Raw genomic sequence first — 19,508 nt, forward strand, 5'->3', positions numbered from 1 at the left:
TGGCGCTGTCTCGACTACTCCGTGGTGCTAGCTTTTTTTCTGCGCCGGATAGTGTGCGACTGCGCGACGGCCATTTTCAACTCGGGTGTGATCTCCAACGGCGCATTCTCTGGCCCATGTGGGTTCTGTAGCCCCTGGACCTGGACGGTCGGAAATGGGAGTTCGATGCCCTGCTCCTTGAAGACTTGGCGGAGGCGTACATAGAACTTGCGTTTCATACCGAAGGCGCCTCCCGGTTTGGTTGTGGCCTTGACCCTCAACACGATGCCGTATTCGCCGAACTCCTGTACGCCCTGCATCTTGATCGGGTCGAGCACCCAGTGTTTGAACTCGGGATCTTCCGCCAGTTCGAGGCCGATCCGCTTGATCAGCTTGCGGGCGAAGTCGATGTCGGTGTCATAACCAACGGTGATGTTGAATTTGTCGATAACCCAGTCACGGCTCTGGTTCTGAACTGCTCCGAGTTCACCGAAAGGTATCGTGAACAGCGGACCACGATGGTGGCGCAGCTTCACCGAGCGCAGCGAAAAGCTTTCCACAGTACCCTTGTAATTGCCCGATGAAATGTATTCGCCGACACGGAACGCATCATCGAGCAGAAAAAACACGCCTGAAATGACGTCCTTGACGATCGTTTGTGCCCCAAAGCCCACGGCGACGCCGACGACGCCAGCGCCGGCGATCAATGGGCCGATCTGGATACCCAGCGAGGCGAGCATCATAAGCACCGCCATCACGATGATCGATGCGAGCAGAATGTTCTGGAGGATCGGCAAGAGCGTGTGCAGCCGCGCCTGCTGCGGATCGAGGATCGGGACGTCCTCGTCGCTGATCACAGGGTGCGGTGTTTCAATGCCCAGCTTTCGTTCGATCAAAGCTTTGATGATCGACCAGCCAAAATCGGCTGCGAGGGCAATGACCACGACATTGATCAAGCCGCGCAATATGAACGTCGTCGTCGTATCGCTGTCCCGCATGGATTGCATGTCCAGACCCCAGACACGTGCGAGAAGGTAAGCCGCCGCCAGGATGAAAATCATTCGGATTGCGCGATCGATGACAGCGATCGTCACCGCCGGGATCGTAGGCCGGCCGACATCTTCCGAACCTGGCCGCAGAACGAAATTAACCCCGCGCTGCGTCATCACGATTGCAAAAGGCAGGAAGAATGCGGCGAAGGTGAACCAGAAGTATGTATAAAGGCCGGCGATGCGCTGCAGGAACAGGACGACGAAATAAGCAGTCAATAGCCATGTCGCTTCCGTGTGACCGATGTGGCGCGCACCGTCTCGCTGCGTTCTTGGCCGACGCCAAATGGCGAGCAGCAGGAGCACCAGCAGCACGAAGTCGGCGCCCAGTGACAGGACCACCATTCCGTCCTGATCGATGCCGAGACCTGGCAAGAGGATAAACGCGGCGCCGAAGAAGGCGAAGACGCCAACGATCCGGGGCAGCCAATAGGACCAATGGTCGGCCGCTTCGTTGGTGATCGGCAAAGCACGAACCTCGACGGCGTTCTCGACGTTCATGAAGGAAGGGACGAGCATGGCCATGACGTACATGCGCACACCCCATGTAACGACTGCCGCCATCAGAAATGTCAGCACAATCTCGCGGATAAGCATTGGCCAGTCGAACAACATGAACGCGCCGGCGCTGCCCAGTGCGAACGAGACGATCAGCATGCTGGAATAAAGCGCGCGCCCCCCAATCTTCTTGGCTCGCCCAACGGGCGTATCCTTCGGCTGCGCGATAATCCAAAGACGAAATGGACGGGTGACCTTGAACGTTGCCCAAGTGAGTGCCAGGCCGGCAGCGATGAACATCGCAATCAGCACAAGTACGGCGGCAGACCCTTTGCTGGACATATCCTCCATCGTCTCCGCCCGAACGCGTGCGAACTGGCCTGGCAGCAGGGGCAAAGTTCGCACGATTCTTTCGATATGATGCTTGATCCGATCGAGCGTCGAGGATGCCATCGTATTCATCTGGCTGGGCGCGGCCACGGCGCCGGAGGATGCGTCGGTCGGCGAAGCTCCTCTCTCGGCAGACGCTCCCGATGTCCCGGCGTCCTGATTTCGCTGTTCGGCCACCCAGGCCTTCACTGACGGATCGTCGAGAAGCTCGAACAGCTGTTTGACATTTTCAGGCGGGACCGTCGCCGGCGCCTGCGCCTGTGCCTGACCAGCCAACAAAAGGGCGATCCCGAAGACGAGCGGCCTGGCAATCAAGGCAAACATCGCAGTCAGGTCTCCGAGACGCCGTGCCGGGCGCGCCAGATTCCTGGCCCCCAATCGTCGAGTGATGCGTGGCATCGTGCTGTAACCTTCCGGTCAAATCGGCAAGCAACGACATCTATGTCCGTCGTTGCCCTACCTTGAAGAAACCAATGTTGCGGTGCAAGAACGTCATCGTTCCGACCTAGACCGTTACGCCGGCTACTTCGCGGTGTCTACTTAGCCGCCGGGGGAGGGCATTTTAGCCGCCGGGGGAGGGCATTCCGATCTCGGCCCAGCCTCCAGCCGCTCTACGAACTGGGCATCGACGTTCAATTTCAGGAGCTGATTTCCTGAGTTGACCAGGACGGAGCTTTGGCGGTCGCTCGGTGGTCGACTGCACCTCTGCGGACATTCGAAACCATGATGTGGCTTGAGATGCAATGCACTCCAGGGTCGGCACTGCCATGCGGCAAATCAGGCCGGGAGCCGCCACATTCGCACACGACCTGTGCCACGCAATTCCGTTTCCGCGAGTGGGTCGCAAGCAAAATTTGGTCCAAGGAGTTGATGAGTTGCATCCGAAATACGGATTTCATCGGGCTCCGCGGACGTTTGGATACGTGCGGCGAGATTAACGGTGTCGCCCCATAGGTCATAGGCAAACCGCCTTTTGCCTATGACGCCCGCCACGATTGGTCCTGAGTGAATTCCAATTCTGAGTCTTATCGGTTCTCCTGCGAAGCGTTCGAGCTTAACCGCCTTCCGCAGTTCAAGTGCATAGTGCGCAAGGGCTTCCGCATGATCGGATCGCGCGGCGGGCAGGCCAGCGACCACCATCACACAATCGCCGATTGTCTTGATCTTTTCGCAGCCGTATCGCTCCGAGAGCAGATCCGCCGCCTTGAAGAAGTAATTTAAAATAGCGAGCGTCGTCACGGCTCCGACGTTCCGCGCTCTTTCCGTAAAACCGACGATGTCGGCAAAAAGCACACTCACCTCTGCGTAGTTGTCTGCAATTTCTTCGTGCGCTTTTAGCCGCTCCGCGATAGACGCCGGAAGAATGTTGAGGAGCAGGGCTTCGGCGCGCTGGTATTCACGCGACAATCCCTCTTGGCTCGCCCTCAACGCCTCGTTCATCGATTGTAATTTCTCGTTGAGTTGACGCTCCCTCTCTTGCAGGAGCGTCATTTCATAAGCCTTCTGTTGAAGTCGCTGCCTATTGTCGCGTTCGGCAGTGGCGTCAAGAAAGAGCAGCCACACGCAGGCATTGTCAGCAAAAAGATGGAGGTCCGCGACACGCCCGCTGGGCAGTTCGACCATGGCCATATGATATGGAAGCTCCGGGCAGGGCAGCAAACCTTCCATGAATTCAAGCTGCTCGGCAACAGGCTTACCTATGCGAACTGATGAGAGTCCGTAATGTTTAACGTTACCGCCCTTCTCAGCTATGCAAAGCTGGGCGTCGATTTTCAGATATGCGACGGAGTGCTCGTTGTAGAAGAAATCGTAAATCCAGCTTCTGACTTCTCGTGGCAATTCGTGCATGGTCTATTTGCTAACCATCGAAGCAAGCTGACGAAACGCATCATCAACATGTTCACCCGAAAGCGCACTTGTTAGATAGATTTGCCATCCAAGTTGCCTCAGTTCGTCAATTTCACTATCCGATATTGCCCACCGATCGGCCAGATCGGATTTGTTGAACAGCAATACAAACGGCATAGCGCCGAATTCAGCCTCGGCCCGCTCGCGCAACGTGAGCGCCACTTCAAGAGTAGCGGCGCGGGTTCCATCGACGACAAGCACGAGCCCGCTCGCACCTCGCACATAGCTGACGCGGAATGAGCCGATATCGTCTTCGCCGGCCAAATCCCACAAAATCAGATCCACGGTTTTGTCCGGGAATGCGACACTCTTCTTGTCGATTTTCACTCCCACCGTGGTCAAGTAGGTTTCTGAAAAGATGCTTTGCACAAACCTGCGAACCAGACTCGTCTTTCCGACAGCGAACCCGCCCAACATGCAGATCTTCTTTTGCAATTTCCTGGGCTCCGCCCTAGTGGAAGTTTACCGTAACCGAAACTCTGCGGTTGGCGGAGTTCCCCGTTCGGCTATTTTCAATCTCCGCTGGCTCAAAGGTGCCCGCGCCGCGAACCAAGAGCAACTCCGGATCGACACCGCGCTTCTTGAGAAGCGCACGAACTGTTTCCGCACGCGCGGCGCTGATCGACAATTTGGCCGTTTCACGGCCCGTCTCGTCCGAATGGCCGGTCAACATGAACTGTGCTGTTACGCCTGCGTTGCGGGCGTCCTTGGCCAATTGCTTCAACTGGTTCGCCAAATTGTCGAGAACCGGCAGTTGCTCTGGTCCCGGTACAGCCTTGCCAGAATCGAAGAAAATGTTGACCGCTTGAATAGCCTCCCTCAAATGAGTGAGTTGCGGAGGGGTCAACTCACGCAGCTCGGAGAGTTCTAGAGAGAGTCCGTCCGCGGACAGCTCTTGGGCGGCGACCCGCGCCCGATCTATCCAGGCGGCAGGAGCCTCACCCTGGGCAACGATGCGATCCTTGATGATCGAAAGCCGTACTGAATCCGGCGGAGTCAGCGACGCCATCAGCCGCTTCACCACGAACTTCGGGTCAAGGCTTTGATAGAATTGCCACTGCGAATGAACGCGAGCAGGATCGACCCCTGTTCCGGACAGCAGAGCCTTCGGGTCGGCGGCCTGCGGGTCTCTCAGGCCGGAAATATAGAAATGTCCGCCCCGCGCCGTTTGTTGGGCGACAATGATTCCGGCTTGGGCCTCCAGTCGCGACACATAAGTCTGCCAGTGCTCCGCCGCGCGTGCTTCGGGGCTCACATCACGAACCTTGGAGATGTCGAATTCCGGTCCGCCTGCCGAAAGCTGTCGGGCCGCTGCGCGCGCCCGATCTATCCAGGTATCGGGAGCCTCACCCTCGGCAACGATGCGATCCTCGACGATCGAAAGCCGAACCGATTTCGGCGGGGTCAGCGACACTATCAGCCGCTTCAGGACGAACTTCGGATCAAGGCTCTGATAGAATTGCCACTGCGAATGAACGCGAGCGGGATCGACCTGCGTTCCGGCCAACAGCGACTGCGGGTCGGCGGCAAGCGGGTCTCTCAGGCCGGCAATATAGAATTGGCCATCACGCACCTTTTGTTCGGCAACGATGATTCCCGGTTGGGCCTCCAGTCGCGACACATACGCCTGCCAGTGCTCCACCGCACGTGTTTCGGGGCTCACATCACGAACCCTGGAGATGTCGAATTCCGGTCCGCCTGCCGAAAGTTGTTGGGCCGCTGCGCGCGCCCGATCTATCCAGGTGTCGGGAGCCTCACCCTCGGCAACGATGCGATGATTGACGATCGAAAGTCGTACTGAATCCGGCGGAGCCAGCGACGTCGTTAACCGCTTCAACACGAACTTCGGATCGAGGCTCTGATAGAATTGCCACTGCGAATGAACGCGGGCGGGATCGAGCTCCGTTCCGGCCAACAGCGACTGCGGGTCGGCGGCAAGCGGGTCTCTCAGGCCGGAAATATAGAAATATCCGCCCCTCGCCGTTTGTTCGGCAACGATGATGCCCGGCTGGGCCCCCAGTCGCGACACATACGCCTGCCAGCGCTGCCCGGATTGCCAGGAAAGAAAGAACCAACCGCCTGCGGGGATCAAAACCAGCAGGACTGCAGCCAAGACCAGCCAGGGAAATCCCTGGTTTGATTCCTCCTGCTTCAGTTCAACGCAGGTTTGCAACTCCGTCTCTACGCCGGCCAACTGCGAACTGTCGCCGTCAAACTGCTCTAGAGCCTGTGAGTATTCATCATGGATGCGAAGCAATACATCGCGAATTATTTCATGTAATTCCTCCGGCGGATTTCCCCGGATCACCGCAACCAAGGTCGCAAACGGTCCAACTTCCGACCAGAGACGAAGCTCCCCGAAGCGGATCGTGTCCAGGCCGCTCTGTTCTTTCTCGTTAAATGAGTCCCTTACAAAATCTTGAATTGCACTAAGCATAGAAGAAATGAGGTGGGGATCTTCGCTGGTTGCATTATCAGCAGTTACATGGGCTATCAAAAGCCCGGAATTGCGATTGATGAGAAAGACATGCTCTACACGATAGACAAGAGAATGCTTAAGAACAACTTCTGAGAAGCTTGCTCCTGTTCTCCAAGCTTCAAGTCTCCACTTGAGCCCATGCCAGGTAAATATATGTCTTAAAGTTTCATTCAGCGATTGAAAGGTTTGGTCGATCTTTTCGCCGATCGACTTGCGAATAGCCGGCAGAAACACCGGATACAATATATCCGTAAGCGTACGCGGGCTCTTCTGGATGGACCGTTGCACGGCCCTCTCGACAGCTGGCGCAAGAGCCTCTCCGAGTTGCGCGTGCGGCGCACGTGCGGCTGCACTGGGGAGGACGCCCCCCACTGCGGCCGCAAGCTGCTCAGGTTCGTCGAGCAGGTGCGTAACTCGTGAAAGCTCCGAAATTTCGCGGCCGACCAGCAACTGGCGCAGCGTTTCCATGCGAGGGTCGGCGGTTGGGATTCCGTCGAGACGCGCACGATAGTCCGGATCAACGTTCCGGGCAATTTCGATCAAAAGGCGAGCCAGAGCCTCGCGATCAATCTCTGTATCGTTCGAAGCTGCTCTTTGAGGAAGGCTGATTGGGTCAACGGTCGACGTCAAGTTCCGATCAACTCACTTTCCAGGTACGCTCCGAGTTGTTCTTGCTGCCTACGGGATCCTGATTTAGACATTTTGCAACCTCGACAAACAGGCCAGCCAAAAGATTTCGGTCGGTCTTGACATTGCCGAGATCGGAAAACATTTTCTCCATCAGCATCTGAATGCTTTCATTCTTTTGCTTGATTTCCTCACGCAGCAAATGATCGTTTCGATTTATCCGGTCCGCAACTTCCCGCTCAAGCTCGCTCAACTGATCCGACAACGCGCGCACCTGCTTTTCGAGCGCCTGATTTTGCTCGCGAAGATTCCGATCGATCTCCTTGTCGGCATCGGCTCGCGCGTCTTTTTCGTTCCGCAATTGCGCCGCAAGCGAGTCGACCTGCTTCTTTGCATTTGACTCGTACATTTCAAGATTGCGCTTGGCCTCGGATTCGACATCCTTGAAGCGCTGCAAGACCCGTTCTTCAAGCTTGGAAAAGCGGCGGTCATAGTCCTGCATCTGGTTGCCGAACAGCAGATCACGTATCTTGTCGACACCTACAGCGTCGCCGGGGGCCCCGCTCTCGCGAGCCTGGCCCGCCATGAAGGTCAGCCCGCTTCCTTCTGCATTACTTATCAGATTTGCGTCCGCTTTATTTGCCGTAGAAGCGGTACTCGAAGATTCCTTGGCCATCCCATGCCCCTCCCTTTGAACATTGTCGCACGCTAATTTAGCAACTGGTAAACTTGCCAGCAAAACTGCCGACCCGCAAGCCGGAATCTTCTCGGCTTAAGTCGGTTCGTACGTCCCCATTCGGGTAGATTCGACATGCGGCTCGATCCAGATCAGCTCGCGTCTTCGCCCGCGACCATCTCTTTGCAGATGAAATGCGCGAAAGGATTGCCCGGCGCATCGGCCTCCGCTCTAAGCCGTCGGGCATGCGCGCTTGCCATTCGGCCTGTCTTCAAGTCTTTTTGCCCGCCTCTAATTCGCCCTTATCTTGACAGGGCAATGCTGCCAGCCGATGCCGTCATCCGGTTTTGACATTTGCCGACTCTTGCCGAAGAAGACGAAAGCTCGATGATCCAGGACAATGCTACCGCAAGGCGGTGTGGTACCGATGTTCAATGCCGAGCAAACCGTCGGCGCAACGCTTGCCGGCATCCGCCGGCAGACCTGCCAGATACTGGATATAGTGGTGATGGACGATGGGTCGACGGACTGATCGGCGTCGATTGTGACGGCCTCCGCCCGAGAAAGATCAACACATCTTGTTCTGCCTCGAACCAGGCGCGGGTAAGACGGCGTGGCGCATGATCCCTTGGTTTCAATCGTGGTTCCTGCGCACAACGCGGAGGTAACGCTGGCGCGCGCTCTCGAGTGCCTTCTCGATCAGGAAATAGTGGATTGGGAGGCGATCATCGTCGACGACGCCTCCACGGACCGCACCCCCGCGATCATCGCCGGTTATGTAGAGCACGATGCCCGATTTCGGACGTTGAGGTCTTGTGCGCATAGCCCCGCCGGCGCGCGCAATCGCGGGATTTCGACAGCGCGCGGCCGCTGGCTTATGTTTTTGGATGCGGACGATTGGGTGGATGCCAGCTTCCTTGCCAAAATGCTGGCCGCACTGAAATCCGCTCCCGATGCAGTAGCCGCCTATTGCGGTTCCCAGCGCGTGATGCCCGATGGCGAACTCACCCCGGCGAGCATCGCAACGGAGGTCGCGATCCAGCCCTTCGAAACATTCGCCCGCCGGTGTGCTATCCGCACTCACGCGCTGCTGGTCGACCGGGAGACAATTGTCGAGTTGGGCGGTTTCGATGTATCTCTGCGCACCTGCGAGGACTGGGATCTGTGGCAGCGCCTCGCACGTCTGGGCAAAAATTGGGTGATGGTCGACGAGCCGCTCGCTTTCTATCGGGCCAGCCCCAACGCGCTCAGCCGCAATTCGGCGCAGATGCTGGCAGATGCCGAAATCGTGATCGCTCGCGGCTTTTCCGCCGATCCCAGGGTCAAACACCCGGCATCGGCACACGCCAATGGAGCGATTTTGGCGAACGGCGGCACCGCTTCCGAAGCGCTCGCGTGGTTCGCGTTGTGGAACGCCGCGTCAGATTGCGGCTGCGGCTCGCGCTCGATCAACCCGCAATCCCTGCGCGCGCTCCCGGCAGGACGTAAGTGGGCGCGTGAGGTCGCCAAGGTGGCCGTCGATGGCCTTATGACAGGAAGCCTGTCGGTGCCAGCGCAATTGGCTGCCAGGTGGGACAGGTTCGGCGGCTCCCTCACCGAGCTGATCATCGAACTCGGCAAGGTCTGGAACAATCCCGACGCGGCTCGCCGCGTCCAGTATCACCTTGAGCAAATGCTGCTCGATGTCGACGATCTTGCCGCGCCGCGCAGGCTGGCGCGGACATTTGGAATTCGTGTCGACGCGCGAAATCCGGCCTCGATCGAAGTGCCGGAAGGAATAGATCAAATCTATGCCTATCTGATGCTGGATGGCCAGATCGAGGCTCTCGTGCAGTTCGGCATACTCGGGAACGTGACAAGGCGTCATTGGATTGAATTGATCCTGAATTTCGTGCCCCCTGAGCGGCTTGTGCACAGTGCCGCGCGGCTTGCGAGGCGATCGCCCGTACATGCACCGCAAAAGGGCGCCGGTGCCGATAAGTCAAACATGTTTGCAGCCGAGGCATTGTTATCCATGGCAGGACGCCGGTCTGATCGGGACAGCCACTTCGGCAAACTCGCGGAATTGGCCGCGGAAGCGCAAGCGCTGGTTCGGTCGAGCGTCGAAACTAAAGAGCCTCTTGCAGCGCCGCGCCGTGCACGGGCCGAGGATGGGCTCGACAATGATCGCACGTCTTTCTGGAATCGCCATTTCGCGACCGAGGATCCCTGGAACTACGGTTCGCCCTATGAGCAGGAAAAATATGAGCGGCAGCTCGAAATTCTGCCTGCCGGTCCCATCGGACGGGCGCTTGAGCTGGCCTGCGCGGAGGGCCACTTCACGCGGCAGCTGGCGCCGCGCGTGGGCCATCTGACCGCAACTGACATCTCCGCCGTAGCCATCGGGCGGGCGCGCGCGCGATGCAGCGATCAGCCGAATGTTGAGTTCGGCGTACTGGATTTCTCTGCGGACACCCTGCCGGGCGAAATGGATCTGATCGTCTGTTCGGAAGCGCTCTACTACCTGGATGATCTCGCCGAGTTGCGGCGCATCGCCAAAAAACTCGTTGAGGCGTTGGCGCCTGGCGGCAGTTTCATCAGCGCACACGCATTCGTGCTACGAGACAATGTTGAAAGGACGGGCTTCGACTGGAACACATTCGGTGCACAAGCGATCTCAGAGACGCTGGCAGCGACCGACGGCCTCGTCCTCGAGCAATCGATCCAGACCGAACTCTACCGCATAGACCGCTTCCGCCGCCTGTCACCAGGCGACGTGGCGACGGAACCGGTGATAGATCATGTGCCAATCCGCGCACCCGTCGAAATCGGGGTCGCGCGAAATATCGTCTGGGGCGGGGCGCGGGCCTTGCGCCGCGACGTCGCACGTAGCGAGCGGCGACAGCGTATCCCTGTCCTCATGTATCACAGCGTCGCCGATGAAGGTCCGGCCGCGCTCGCCCGTTTTCGGCTCACGCCCGCCTTATTCGCCAGCCAAATGGCATGGCTGCGCGCCAATGGCTTTCACGCGATTAGGTCCGAGCAGCTGGAATGGTTCATAGCCAACCGTCAGCCTTTCGTTGGCCGCCCAGTGCTCATCACCTTCGACGACGGCTTCCAGAACTTTGCCGACCATGCCTGGCCGATCTTGCGCGCGAACGACCTGACCGCGGAAGTGTTCCTGGTGACGGACCTGGTGGGTGGAAGCGCAACATGGGATACCGACGCCGGCCCGCCGACGCAGCTTATGGACGCCGGGACGGTGCGACGCCTCGCCGGCGAAGGTGCGTTCTTCGGAAGCCATCTGGCGACGCATCGCGCGATCGATGGTCTGTCGAGCTCTGACTTGGCCGCCGAGCTCCTGCGTTCTCGTATGTTCATCGAACGATGGACCGGTCGGCCAACCACGGCGTTCGCAGCGCCCTTCTCCGTCACCGACCGACGGCTTGGCCGGCTGGCGAAGGAGTGCGGCTATCGGATCGGCTTCGGCGGCAGACACGGGCCGGCGGACCTCGATTGCGATCCCATCGACCTTCCGCGCATCGAGATCCGCGGGGATCGCTCGCTCGACGACTTTGTTGGCAAAGTTGAGGCCGTGCTCGCATGAACGGTGAACTTGTCAGTGTCTAGTTTTGTAACAAGTTGCTTCCGCTTTTTATTCGGTGTCCCGCCCGTTACCTCGTTCGCAAGTCTATTGGGCGACCTGGGACACGGCTGACATCAGCTCCTGCGGGCTTGGCGCTGCAAACATGTATCGCCCACCCTCTGGAACCTCTGTGAAGCTCCAGCGGACGATCCCCTGCCGGTCCAGTAGAAACTGACCTATTAGTTGTCCGTGTCCCGTTGCCATCATCTGCTCGTCGGCTTCGGTCAGTTCGTAATGGTCCCTCTTGTTGAGGATTTCGCTGGCCGCAAGAGGATCCATAGGACCGGGCAACTCGCCTGGTATGTCGACCCGCATATCCTTTGCGGCTGCCATCGAGACCTTGTACGGCCAGTTCATCTCGTTTTCGGTGAATTCGAGATTGGGCAGTCCAAAAGCACGATGTGAAGCGCGTTCAGGGTCGGAGGCCGCAAGCAGGTTCGGCATCGGATGGTAGCGGAAATAGAGACGCGCCCGTTCGATCGGCGTGTTGACCACCGTCAGGCTCTCCACGCCCTTTTCGCGCAGCTCAGGATCAAGCCGCGCCTGGGCGGCGATATGGCGCCGGCAAAACGCACAATGCAGACCTCGAAACAGGCCGACCAGCACCGGTTTTTGGCCGCGAAAGTCGTCAAGCGCGATCTTGCCTTCCTGGGTAATGGCGTCGAGTACCACGTTTGGCGCACGGTCGCCCGGTTGAAGCGGCACCAAGTCACTACGCGCGGACATTTCCAACCTCCAACCCCGGCTAGTCGAGAAAAGGCAGCACCACAAGCGCCTCCGGGTCGAGCCCGTGCTGGGCGCATATACCCTGCGCCAGGGAAAAGTAGCGTTCGGCCTCGGCCAGATTGTCGAGGTCGAGATTGAGCGTTGCGAGACCATCATAACACGGAAACAGCAGTTGGGGTTCGCCCGTTTCGCGGGCTACGTCCAGTGCTTCGTGGAACAACCCCACCGCCAGGTCCGGACGGCCGTTGCACTGGTGAATCTGCCCAAGCACGATCAGCGGCACCGGCAGGTGCTCGCGCTGGTCGAGCGCACGGTCGATCTCGATGGCCTTCTCGGCAGCAGGCACGCCCTCCGTTGGACAGCGATCCGTGAAAGTACAACAGGCGACCGCCAGATTGGCGAGGAGGCGCGCCTGGAAACCCAAATCACCAATACGGCGCGCCACTTCAAGACCGCGCCGACAGACCTCCATCGCCTTTGCCGGATCGATGGTCGTGTAAAGCACGCCGAGATTGGTGTAGCCGCGGCAGGCCGCGCCCAACAGACCGGCGGCTTCGGCCAATTCAATGCTACGCTCAACCTGACGCACGGCCTCACGGTTTCGCCCAAGGCGAGCCAGCGCGACAGCCTTGGTATTGAGTGCCTCGGCGGTCACAAGAGTGGCATCACGCCCTACCTCGGAGACATACTCCGTTGTCAGAGTGCGTACGCAATCCAGCGCCGCGTCTGCCCATTTTGCCGCGAGAGCGTGATCTCCGCTGCGGAACGCCTGCCGGCCACGTTCTTGCCACAGGTGCGCCTGCTCGATCGGAGCATCCGCTCCATCGAGGAGCGCTGCCGCCTCAGCATAGCGGGCTTCTGCCTTGTCCCGCTTGCCGACGTCCCAGAGCAGCCGACCGATCTTGCGCAAAACTCGCGCCGAGGCGACGCGATTGGCCGACTCGCGGTATGCCTGCAACACAGTCTCGTAGTGGTGGTGCGCGATCTCGCGGCGGCCTGCCGGGCCGCTCAAATCGGCAATGCGCTCCGCAATTGCCAGTTTGAGCGGTGTTTGCCCGATCGCGTCCAATGCAGTCAGTGCTCGCTCGTAGAAACGAAGGGCGTCGTCGTTGGCGTATATCATACGAGCGCGATCGCCTGCCGCCTGCAGGTAATGCGCGCCCTTCTCCCGCTCGGCGCTCTGTGCGAAATGATGACCGAGCACGGTCAAATCCTCGAGCCGTTCCGGCTTGTCGCCGCACAGTTGCTCCAAGGCAGCACCGATCCGTCCGTGGATTTCGGTCCGGCGTTGCAGGAGCAGATTCTGGTAGATCACGTCCTGCAGCAATGTTTGCGTAAAGCGGTAGCTTTGCGACGAGACCGAGCCTGATCCGGCAACTTCCTCGATGATTTCCGCATCGCAAAGCAGCTCGCAGCCGGCTTCAAGCCGGTCGGGGTCGGCTGTCACGGTTTTCAGAAGTGTGGCATCGAAGCGCGGGCCGATTACCGCGGCCTCCTGGGCCAACCGGCGCACCTCTTGGGGCAGCCGGTCGACGCGAGCAAGCAACATTGCCTGGATAGTGGCGGGGATGCCGGTTGCGACTTCGCCTGCCACAGTCCGCCATCGCTGGCCGTCGCGCATCAGTACACCGCGATCGATAAGGCCGCGAACGATCTCCTCTACAAAAAGGGGGTTGCCGCCCGCGCGCTCGAGGATCTGGTCGAGAAGCCCTCCTGCGGAGTTTACCCAGCTCTCGCCGAAAAGCGCCGCCAGCAGGCTGCGTCCGTCATCATTGTTGAGCGGCGGAAGCCTGAGCGCTGTGTGACTGACCCGACTTGAATCGAGCTGGTCGTTGTCCGGCGCCGGACGATGCGTGACCAGCAACATCAACCGCGTGCGTTCCAACCTGTCCATCACGAAACGCAGTGCCTCGAGCGACACGGCGTCGGCCCAGTGCAGGTCTTCGACGACAATCAACAGCGGCGACAACGCAAGCCGCCGTTCGATGATTGTGCGGACTGCGTAGAGAATTTGCCGCCGCAGCTGCTCAGGCTCGACATGCTGCAAGGTGGCATCGGGGTCGCCAAGGCCGAGCACATGGTAGAGCAAGGGCATCAGCCGCTTCGCCTCCTCGCCCTGCAGACCGAGATCGGCAAGCAAGCCTGCGAGCTTCCCCCGCATCTCGTCCCCATTGTCGTTTTGCATCATCCCGGCAGCGCTGCGCACCACTGCGCCCAAGGCGCCAAATGATTGTTCGCCGAGCGGTGAGCACGTGGCCTGTCGCACGGCGACGTTGCGAAAACGCTCCTCGTCGCCGACGCGGGCGACGAACTCCTTCACCAGCCGCGATTTCCCGATGCCGGCTTCTCCGACGAGGCGGACAAGTTGGGCCGAGCCGCTGCACGCCTGGTCAAGGCTCGCCAGCATTCTATTGAGCTCCGCACCACGACCTATCAGCGGGGCACTGAGGCCGAGCGCCTCGAGCCCGCGCGCTGCACGCGGCGTCGCAAGCGGTGCGTCCAGTCGATGGACGAGCACGCTGCCAGCCTTGCCGCGAAACACGACATCGCCTAGCGACTCGTAAGAGAAGGCATGCCGGGTCAGCCTGTGAGTGAGCTCGCCTACCAGCACCTCACCCGGTGCGGCCAGCGATTGCAGGCGTTGCGCCGTATTCACTGTGTCGCCGGTCACCGAATAGGATCTGGCGGTGCCGATGCCCAATCCGCCAGTAACGACCGGACCGGTGTTTATGCCGATGTGGAGTAACAGAGGCGAGCCGGAGTGGGGAGTGCTTTCGCCGAGCCGAGCCGTCCGGGCGATCATGTCGAGAGCGGCGCGAAGCGCACGTTCCGGATCGTCCTCATGCGCGACCGGCGCACCGAACAAAGCCAGCAGTGCATCGCCGATGAATTTGTCGACGAAACCACCAAAGTTTCGCACGGCCGACGTCAATTCCTTGAACAGTTTGTTCTGCAGCGCTTGCATGACCTCGGGGTCGAGCTGCTCGCTGAGTGTCGTGAAGCCGCAAAGGTCGGCGAACAGCACCGTTACCGTCCGGCGATCGGCGTCAGAGACGGGATGCAGCCCTTCTTCGCTTTCGATGTTCGGAAGCAGCGACGGAGTTCGAGAAGGCGGCACAATGGTCCGGCTTGGTGTCGGAGCAGGCCGTTCGACGGCCTTTGCGGACGCACCGACGCTTGCCCCACATTTCGGACAGAACTCGAAATCAGGTGCGCAGGGGTAGCCGCAACTGGCGCATGGCACGGGCTGGCGCCTGCCACACCTCGGACAGAAGGCGTAACCGCCCTCAATCTCGAAACCGCAGCCCGAGCAGTCCATCGAACAAGACCTCACTGGTGGCCGTGACGGCGTGATCTCGCCCGCACTTCACGGCCAGGCTATTCATAAGGATGCACCGATAGCCGTCGACCAGCAAGTGGCAGCGCAACTGGGCATCGAACGATCCGTGCGGATCCTGTGGCAGAGCGCTGCGGGCAGGCATTGTTGAAGGGGCAATAGTTGTCGGATCCGTGAACGACGCCGAGATAGTCGCGCTTGCCGAAGGGGCTGTCGGCTCTGGCGGGATTGGCGTAAGCTACAGTTAAGGGGGTGCACACATGCACCGCATCATCGCCATAGCGATCTTAGTTCTCGCGGCCGCGTTCAGCTCTGCGCGGGCGGAGGTGCTGATCGGCGTCTCGGCTGCGATGACGGGACGGCTCGCCTGGATCGGCGAGCAGGGACAGCGCGGCGCGGAGATGGCGGTGGCCGACGTCAACACGGCGGGCGGCGTGCTCGGCCAGAAGGTGAGGCTCATCTCGGTCGACGACTTCTGCGATCCCGAGCAAGCTGTGGCGGCCGCCAAGAAGCTGGTGGCTGACGGGGTCGTGCTCGTCGTCGGGCATTATTGCTCCGGGGCCTCGATCCCCGCATCAAAAGTGTACGAGGAGGCGGGCGTCGTTGAGATATCCCCAGGCTCGACCAATCCGCAGCTGACCGAACAGGGCCGTGCCAATGTCTTTCGCACCATTGGCCGCGACGACGCGCAAGGTTTCATCGCCGGCAACTACCTTGCCGATCGCTGGGGCAACAAGAAGATTGCGATCCTCCACGACAACTCGACCTATGGGAAGGGTCTCGCCGACGAGACCCGGAAGCAGCTGAACAAGCGGGGCGTGACTGAGGCCGTTTACAACGCATACATTCCCGGGAAGGACGACTATTCGGCCGAGGTCGCTGCATTGCAGACCGCCGGCGTCTCCGCCTTATATGTGGGTGGGTATCATGCCGAGGTTGCGCTGATTGCTCGCGCTGCACACGACAGTGGCTACACGGTTCAGCTCATATCCGGAGATGCTTTGGCGACCGAGGAATTTGCCCTGATCGCCGGCCCCGCGGCGGAGGGGACCCTCTTCACGTTCCCGGCGGACCCCAGGCGAGGCCCCGAAGCGGCTGCGGTCGTTGAGCAGTTCCGTGCGGAGAACTTCGAACCCGCGGGCTACACGCTGTTGAGCTACTGCGCGGTCCAGGTCTGGGCCCAGGCAGTCTCGAAGGCAGGTTCGCTGGAGCCGAAGGCCGTCATTGCGGCACTGCACGAACAGGAATTCGACACCGTCATCGGCCGGGTCGATTTCGACGACAAGGGCGACCTCACGAAGCAGAGCTGGGTTTGGTACGTCTGGCGCGGCGGAGAATACGTGCCGGTTGAATAGGGTTCGTTGATGGCCGGCGTGCCGGCTGGGACGTCTAGTCTGATGCAGACCAGTGTGGCCCGACTGTTCCGACCCGCCGAGATGCTTGAACGCCTCGGCATACGCGGCCGGCTGTTGCTCGCCTTTTTCGGGATCAGCGCCCTTGCGGTGCTGGCAACCGCTGCGGCGCTTTATGCCTTCCTCCAGGTCGGCGACGTCGTCGACCGAATTACCACGGATCGAGTGCCCTCGGCGCTCGCCTCCCTCCAGCTGTCGCGCCAGGCCGAACGGGTCGCTGCTGCCGCGCCATCCGTGCTGGCAGCGACAAGCAGGGCTCAGCACAGCGAGGTCTCGGCTGCCGTCGCGCTCGAGATGTCCCGCCTCGAGGCCCTGCGCACGGACCTCCGGGATACCACGTTGGGCACAGTGCCTTTGGCCGAGATCGAGGAAGCCGCGATTGTTCTGAGGCGCAACCTGAAGGAGCTCGACTCTCTTGTTGTCGCCCGGCTCGACGTGGTCACCCGCAAGGAGGCGCTCCTGAACCGCCTCGCCGCGACGACGACCGGAAGCCAGCGCCTTGTCGCCACCGGCATCCTAGTGATGGATTCCAGGCTCCCGCAATGGCGGGCGGTCGCGGCCGACACGTCGCTGTCGCCCGATCGACGCGCAGCGGCGATGGCCGACCTGGTCCAGGCGATTGCGGCCTACATCCCCCAGCAGAAGGCGCAGCTGGAGATCTCGGCGGTCAACGACGCGCTGGTGAAGGTCGCGAACGCGCCGACGCCGGGCGACCTGGCGTTGATCCTTTTCCGCTACGCCGTTCGCTCACTGCTCTTGAAAAGGTTTCCACGGAGATCGACGAAAAGCTGCGGACCCGCTTCCGGCAGCGTGTCGACGAATTCAAGGGTTTGACCGACGGCGAGGACAGCATCCCCAAGGCGCGGGAGGACGAGTTTGCTGTCCTGGCACAGGGTGAAAGGCTTCTGGCCGAGAACAATCGACTGTCGCGCAATCTCACCGCTGGCGTCGATCGCCTGGTCGCCACGGCAGACCAGGAGATCGCTGCGTCGGGCCGCGAAGCCGCGCTCGTCCAGCGCTACGGCACCGCGGTTGTGCTCGGCTCCGCCTTCCTCAGCCTCCTGAGTTCGGTTCTGGTTGTCTGGCTCTATGTCGACCGCAGCCTCCTCGCCCGACTGGGGGCCGTGAGCCAGGGCATGCTCGCAATTGCGGGGGGCAACCTTCGTGCGCCGCTGCCAGCCGCGGGCCGCGACGAAATCGGGCGCATGGCCGAAGCGCTGAGACTCTTCCGGGATACTGCTGTCGAGGTCGAGGAAAAGAACCTGCGCGACGTTGCGGAAGCTCGTCAGCGGCTCATCGATGCCATCGAAAGCATCTCCGAAGGATTCGCTCTGTACGACGGGGACGACCGGCTCGTCCTCAGCAACAGCCGCTACCGCGAATTGCTCTACACCGGTCTGGAGACCGAACTGACGCCCGGCACGACGTTCGAGCAAATCATTCGCCGATCCGCTGAGCGCGGCTACATCAGGGACGCCGAGGGGCGGGTCGAGGAGTGGGTCGCCGAGCGCCTCGCGCGGCACCGCAAGCCTGGCGAACCTTGGGTGCAGCGGCGAGGCGACGGGCGGTGGGTCATGATCAGCGAGCGGCGGATCAGCGCCGGCGGCACGGTCGCCGTCTATTCGGACATCACTGAGTTGAAGCAAAGGGAGGAGAACCTCGCCGAGAAATCCGTGGTTCTGGAGGCGCTTTCCAGCAAGCTGGCGAAGTATCTGGCGCCCCAAGTGTATCGCTCGATATTCACCGGCCGCCAGGAGGTCAGGATCGCCAGCCAGCGGAAGAAACTGACAATATGCTTCTCCGATATCGCCGGCTTTACCGAGACCACTGACAAAATGGAATCTGAGGATCTCACCCAACTCCTCAATCACTATCTGACGGAAATGTCGAAAATTGCTTCGGATCACGGCGCGACGATCGACAAATATGTCGGCGACGCGATCCTGATGTTTTTCGGCGATCCCGAGACTCGCGGCGTCAAGGAGGACGCGCTGGCTTGCGCGCAGATGGCACTTGCAATGCAAAAGCGGATCAGCGAGCTTGCCGAAGTCTGGCGGGACATGGGGATCGAAACACCGCTGCGCTGTCGCATCGGCATCCATACCGACTACTGCACCGTCGGTAACTTCGGCAGCGAGGACAGGATGGACTACACGATAATCGGCGGCGCCGTGAATCTCGCCTCGCGTCTGGAGCAGGAGGCGCCGCCGGGGGCCATCCTCATTTCCTACGAGACGTTTGCGCAAGTGAAGGACTCAATCGACTGTGAGGAGCTGGGGCACGTCCAGGTCAAGGGGATCGCCTATCCCGTCGCCACCTACCGCGTCATCGATCTGAAGGCCAATCTGGCGGCCGCTCGTCATGCCGTTCGAACCGAGCTGCCGCACTTCAGGCTGGAACTTGAACCGGAGCTGATGTCCCCTGACGAGCGTGGCGATGCCGCCACCGCACTTCGAGACGCGCTGGATCGGCTTTGTCGCAAGCCGGGGTAGTAGGGCTTGGTCCACAACGACCCCCTCCCATTGGATGCAAGGAGTGGGATGCGGGACGCCGCTCATTGGCGCTATCGATGCGGAGGCCGTAGAACGGTCGCGGTCAGTCTTCGAACTCGGACGGAACGTCCGCATCGGAGCCGAGACTTAACATTCACGACATCACTGAAGGTCCGGATATGGCGCGAGTTGCCCGTTCCGGGCGCCGCCTTAAACCGCAAAGTTTGACCCAGAGCGGGCGCGCGGCGTGACAGTGTCGTACGTCCGAAAGCGTGATAGAGCTGTCGTTGCCGATTTCGAACTCGTGGTG

10 protein-coding genes and 1 pseudogene are annotated in these 19,508 nt (G+C 60.4%); 4 read left to right on the top strand and 7 right to left on the bottom strand.

The features are described from left to right. Window positions 1–14: 14 nt before the first annotated feature. The 5 genes from AC0L2Y_RS03375 to AC0L2Y_RS03395 form a co-directional block, all read right to left on the bottom strand. The gene (locus AC0L2Y_RS03375) at window positions 15–2,315 is read right to left on the bottom strand and encodes a mechanosensitive ion channel family protein (RefSeq protein WP_473553823.1); all 2,301 of its coding nucleotides are present in this window, start codon (window positions 2,313–2,315) and stop codon (window positions 15–17) included. Between the two features lie 378 nt (window positions 2,316–2,693). Further along, on the bottom strand, window positions 2,694–3,764 hold the full coding sequence (locus AC0L2Y_RS03380; RefSeq protein WP_473553825.1) for an adenylate/guanylate cyclase domain-containing protein: 1,071 nt from the start codon (window positions 3,762–3,764) through the stop codon (window positions 2,694–2,696). A gap of 3 nt (window positions 3,765–3,767) precedes the next feature. Then, window positions 3,768–4,259: a Rab family GTPase gene (locus AC0L2Y_RS03385; protein ID WP_473553827.1), complete on the bottom strand. Its 492-nt coding sequence runs from the start codon at window positions 4,257–4,259 to the stop codon at window positions 3,768–3,770. 16 nt (window positions 4,260–4,275) lie between these two features. Beyond that, window positions 4,276–6,933, bottom strand: a complete 2,658-nt coding sequence (locus tag AC0L2Y_RS03390) for an OmpA family protein (protein ID WP_473553829.1) — start codon at window positions 6,931–6,933, stop codon at window positions 4,276–4,278. A 7-nt stretch (window positions 6,934–6,940) separates the two neighbouring features. After that, on the bottom strand, window positions 6,941–7,606 hold the full coding sequence (locus AC0L2Y_RS03395) for a DUF3450 domain-containing protein (protein WP_352491708.1): 666 nt from the start codon (window positions 7,604–7,606) through the stop codon (window positions 6,941–6,943). A 400-nt stretch (window positions 7,607–8,006) separates the two neighbouring features. Here AC0L2Y_RS03395 and AC0L2Y_RS03400 point away from each other — a divergent pair, with 400 nt between their 5' ends. Further along, window positions 8,007–8,138, top strand: coding sequence for a glycosyltransferase (locus AC0L2Y_RS03400; RefSeq protein ID WP_292654299.1), 132 nt, complete (start codon window positions 8,007–8,009; stop codon window positions 8,136–8,138). An 81-nt stretch (window positions 8,139–8,219) separates the two neighbouring features. Further along, window positions 8,220–11,192 (top strand): trifunctional glycosyltransferase/class I SAM-dependent methyltransferase/polysaccharide deacetylase, encoded by a 2,973-nt coding sequence (locus AC0L2Y_RS03405; RefSeq protein WP_473553832.1) that lies wholly within the window; start codon window positions 8,220–8,222, stop codon window positions 11,190–11,192. A gap of 84 nt (window positions 11,193–11,276) precedes the next feature. On the opposite strand, the gene AC0L2Y_RS03410 is transcribed toward AC0L2Y_RS03405, so the two are convergent. Further along, on the bottom strand, window positions 11,277–11,957 hold the full coding sequence (locus AC0L2Y_RS03410; RefSeq protein WP_473553834.1) for a redoxin domain-containing protein: 681 nt from the start codon (window positions 11,955–11,957) through the stop codon (window positions 11,277–11,279). Window positions 11,958–11,976: 19 nt separating this feature from the next. Further along, window positions 11,977–15,276: an ATP-binding protein gene (locus tag AC0L2Y_RS03415; protein WP_473553836.1), complete on the bottom strand. Its 3,300-nt coding sequence runs from the start codon at window positions 15,274–15,276 to the stop codon at window positions 11,977–11,979. 278 nt (window positions 15,277–15,554) lie between these two features. On the opposite strand from AC0L2Y_RS03415, the gene AC0L2Y_RS03420 reads away from it, so the two are divergent. Together AC0L2Y_RS03420 and AC0L2Y_RS03425 are read left to right on the top strand one after the other, a co-directional pair. After that, window positions 15,555–16,649, top strand: a complete 1,095-nt coding sequence (locus AC0L2Y_RS03420; protein ID WP_473553838.1) for a branched-chain amino acid ABC transporter substrate-binding protein — start codon at window positions 15,555–15,557, stop codon at window positions 16,647–16,649. Between the two features lie 81 nt (window positions 16,650–16,730). Beyond that, window positions 16,731–19,198 (top strand): annotated as a pseudogene (locus tag AC0L2Y_RS03425) (adenylate/guanylate cyclase domain-containing protein). Window positions 19,199–19,508: the final 310 nt, after the last annotated feature.

It is taken from the genome of Mesorhizobium sp. WSM4830 (assembly GCF_055811495.1).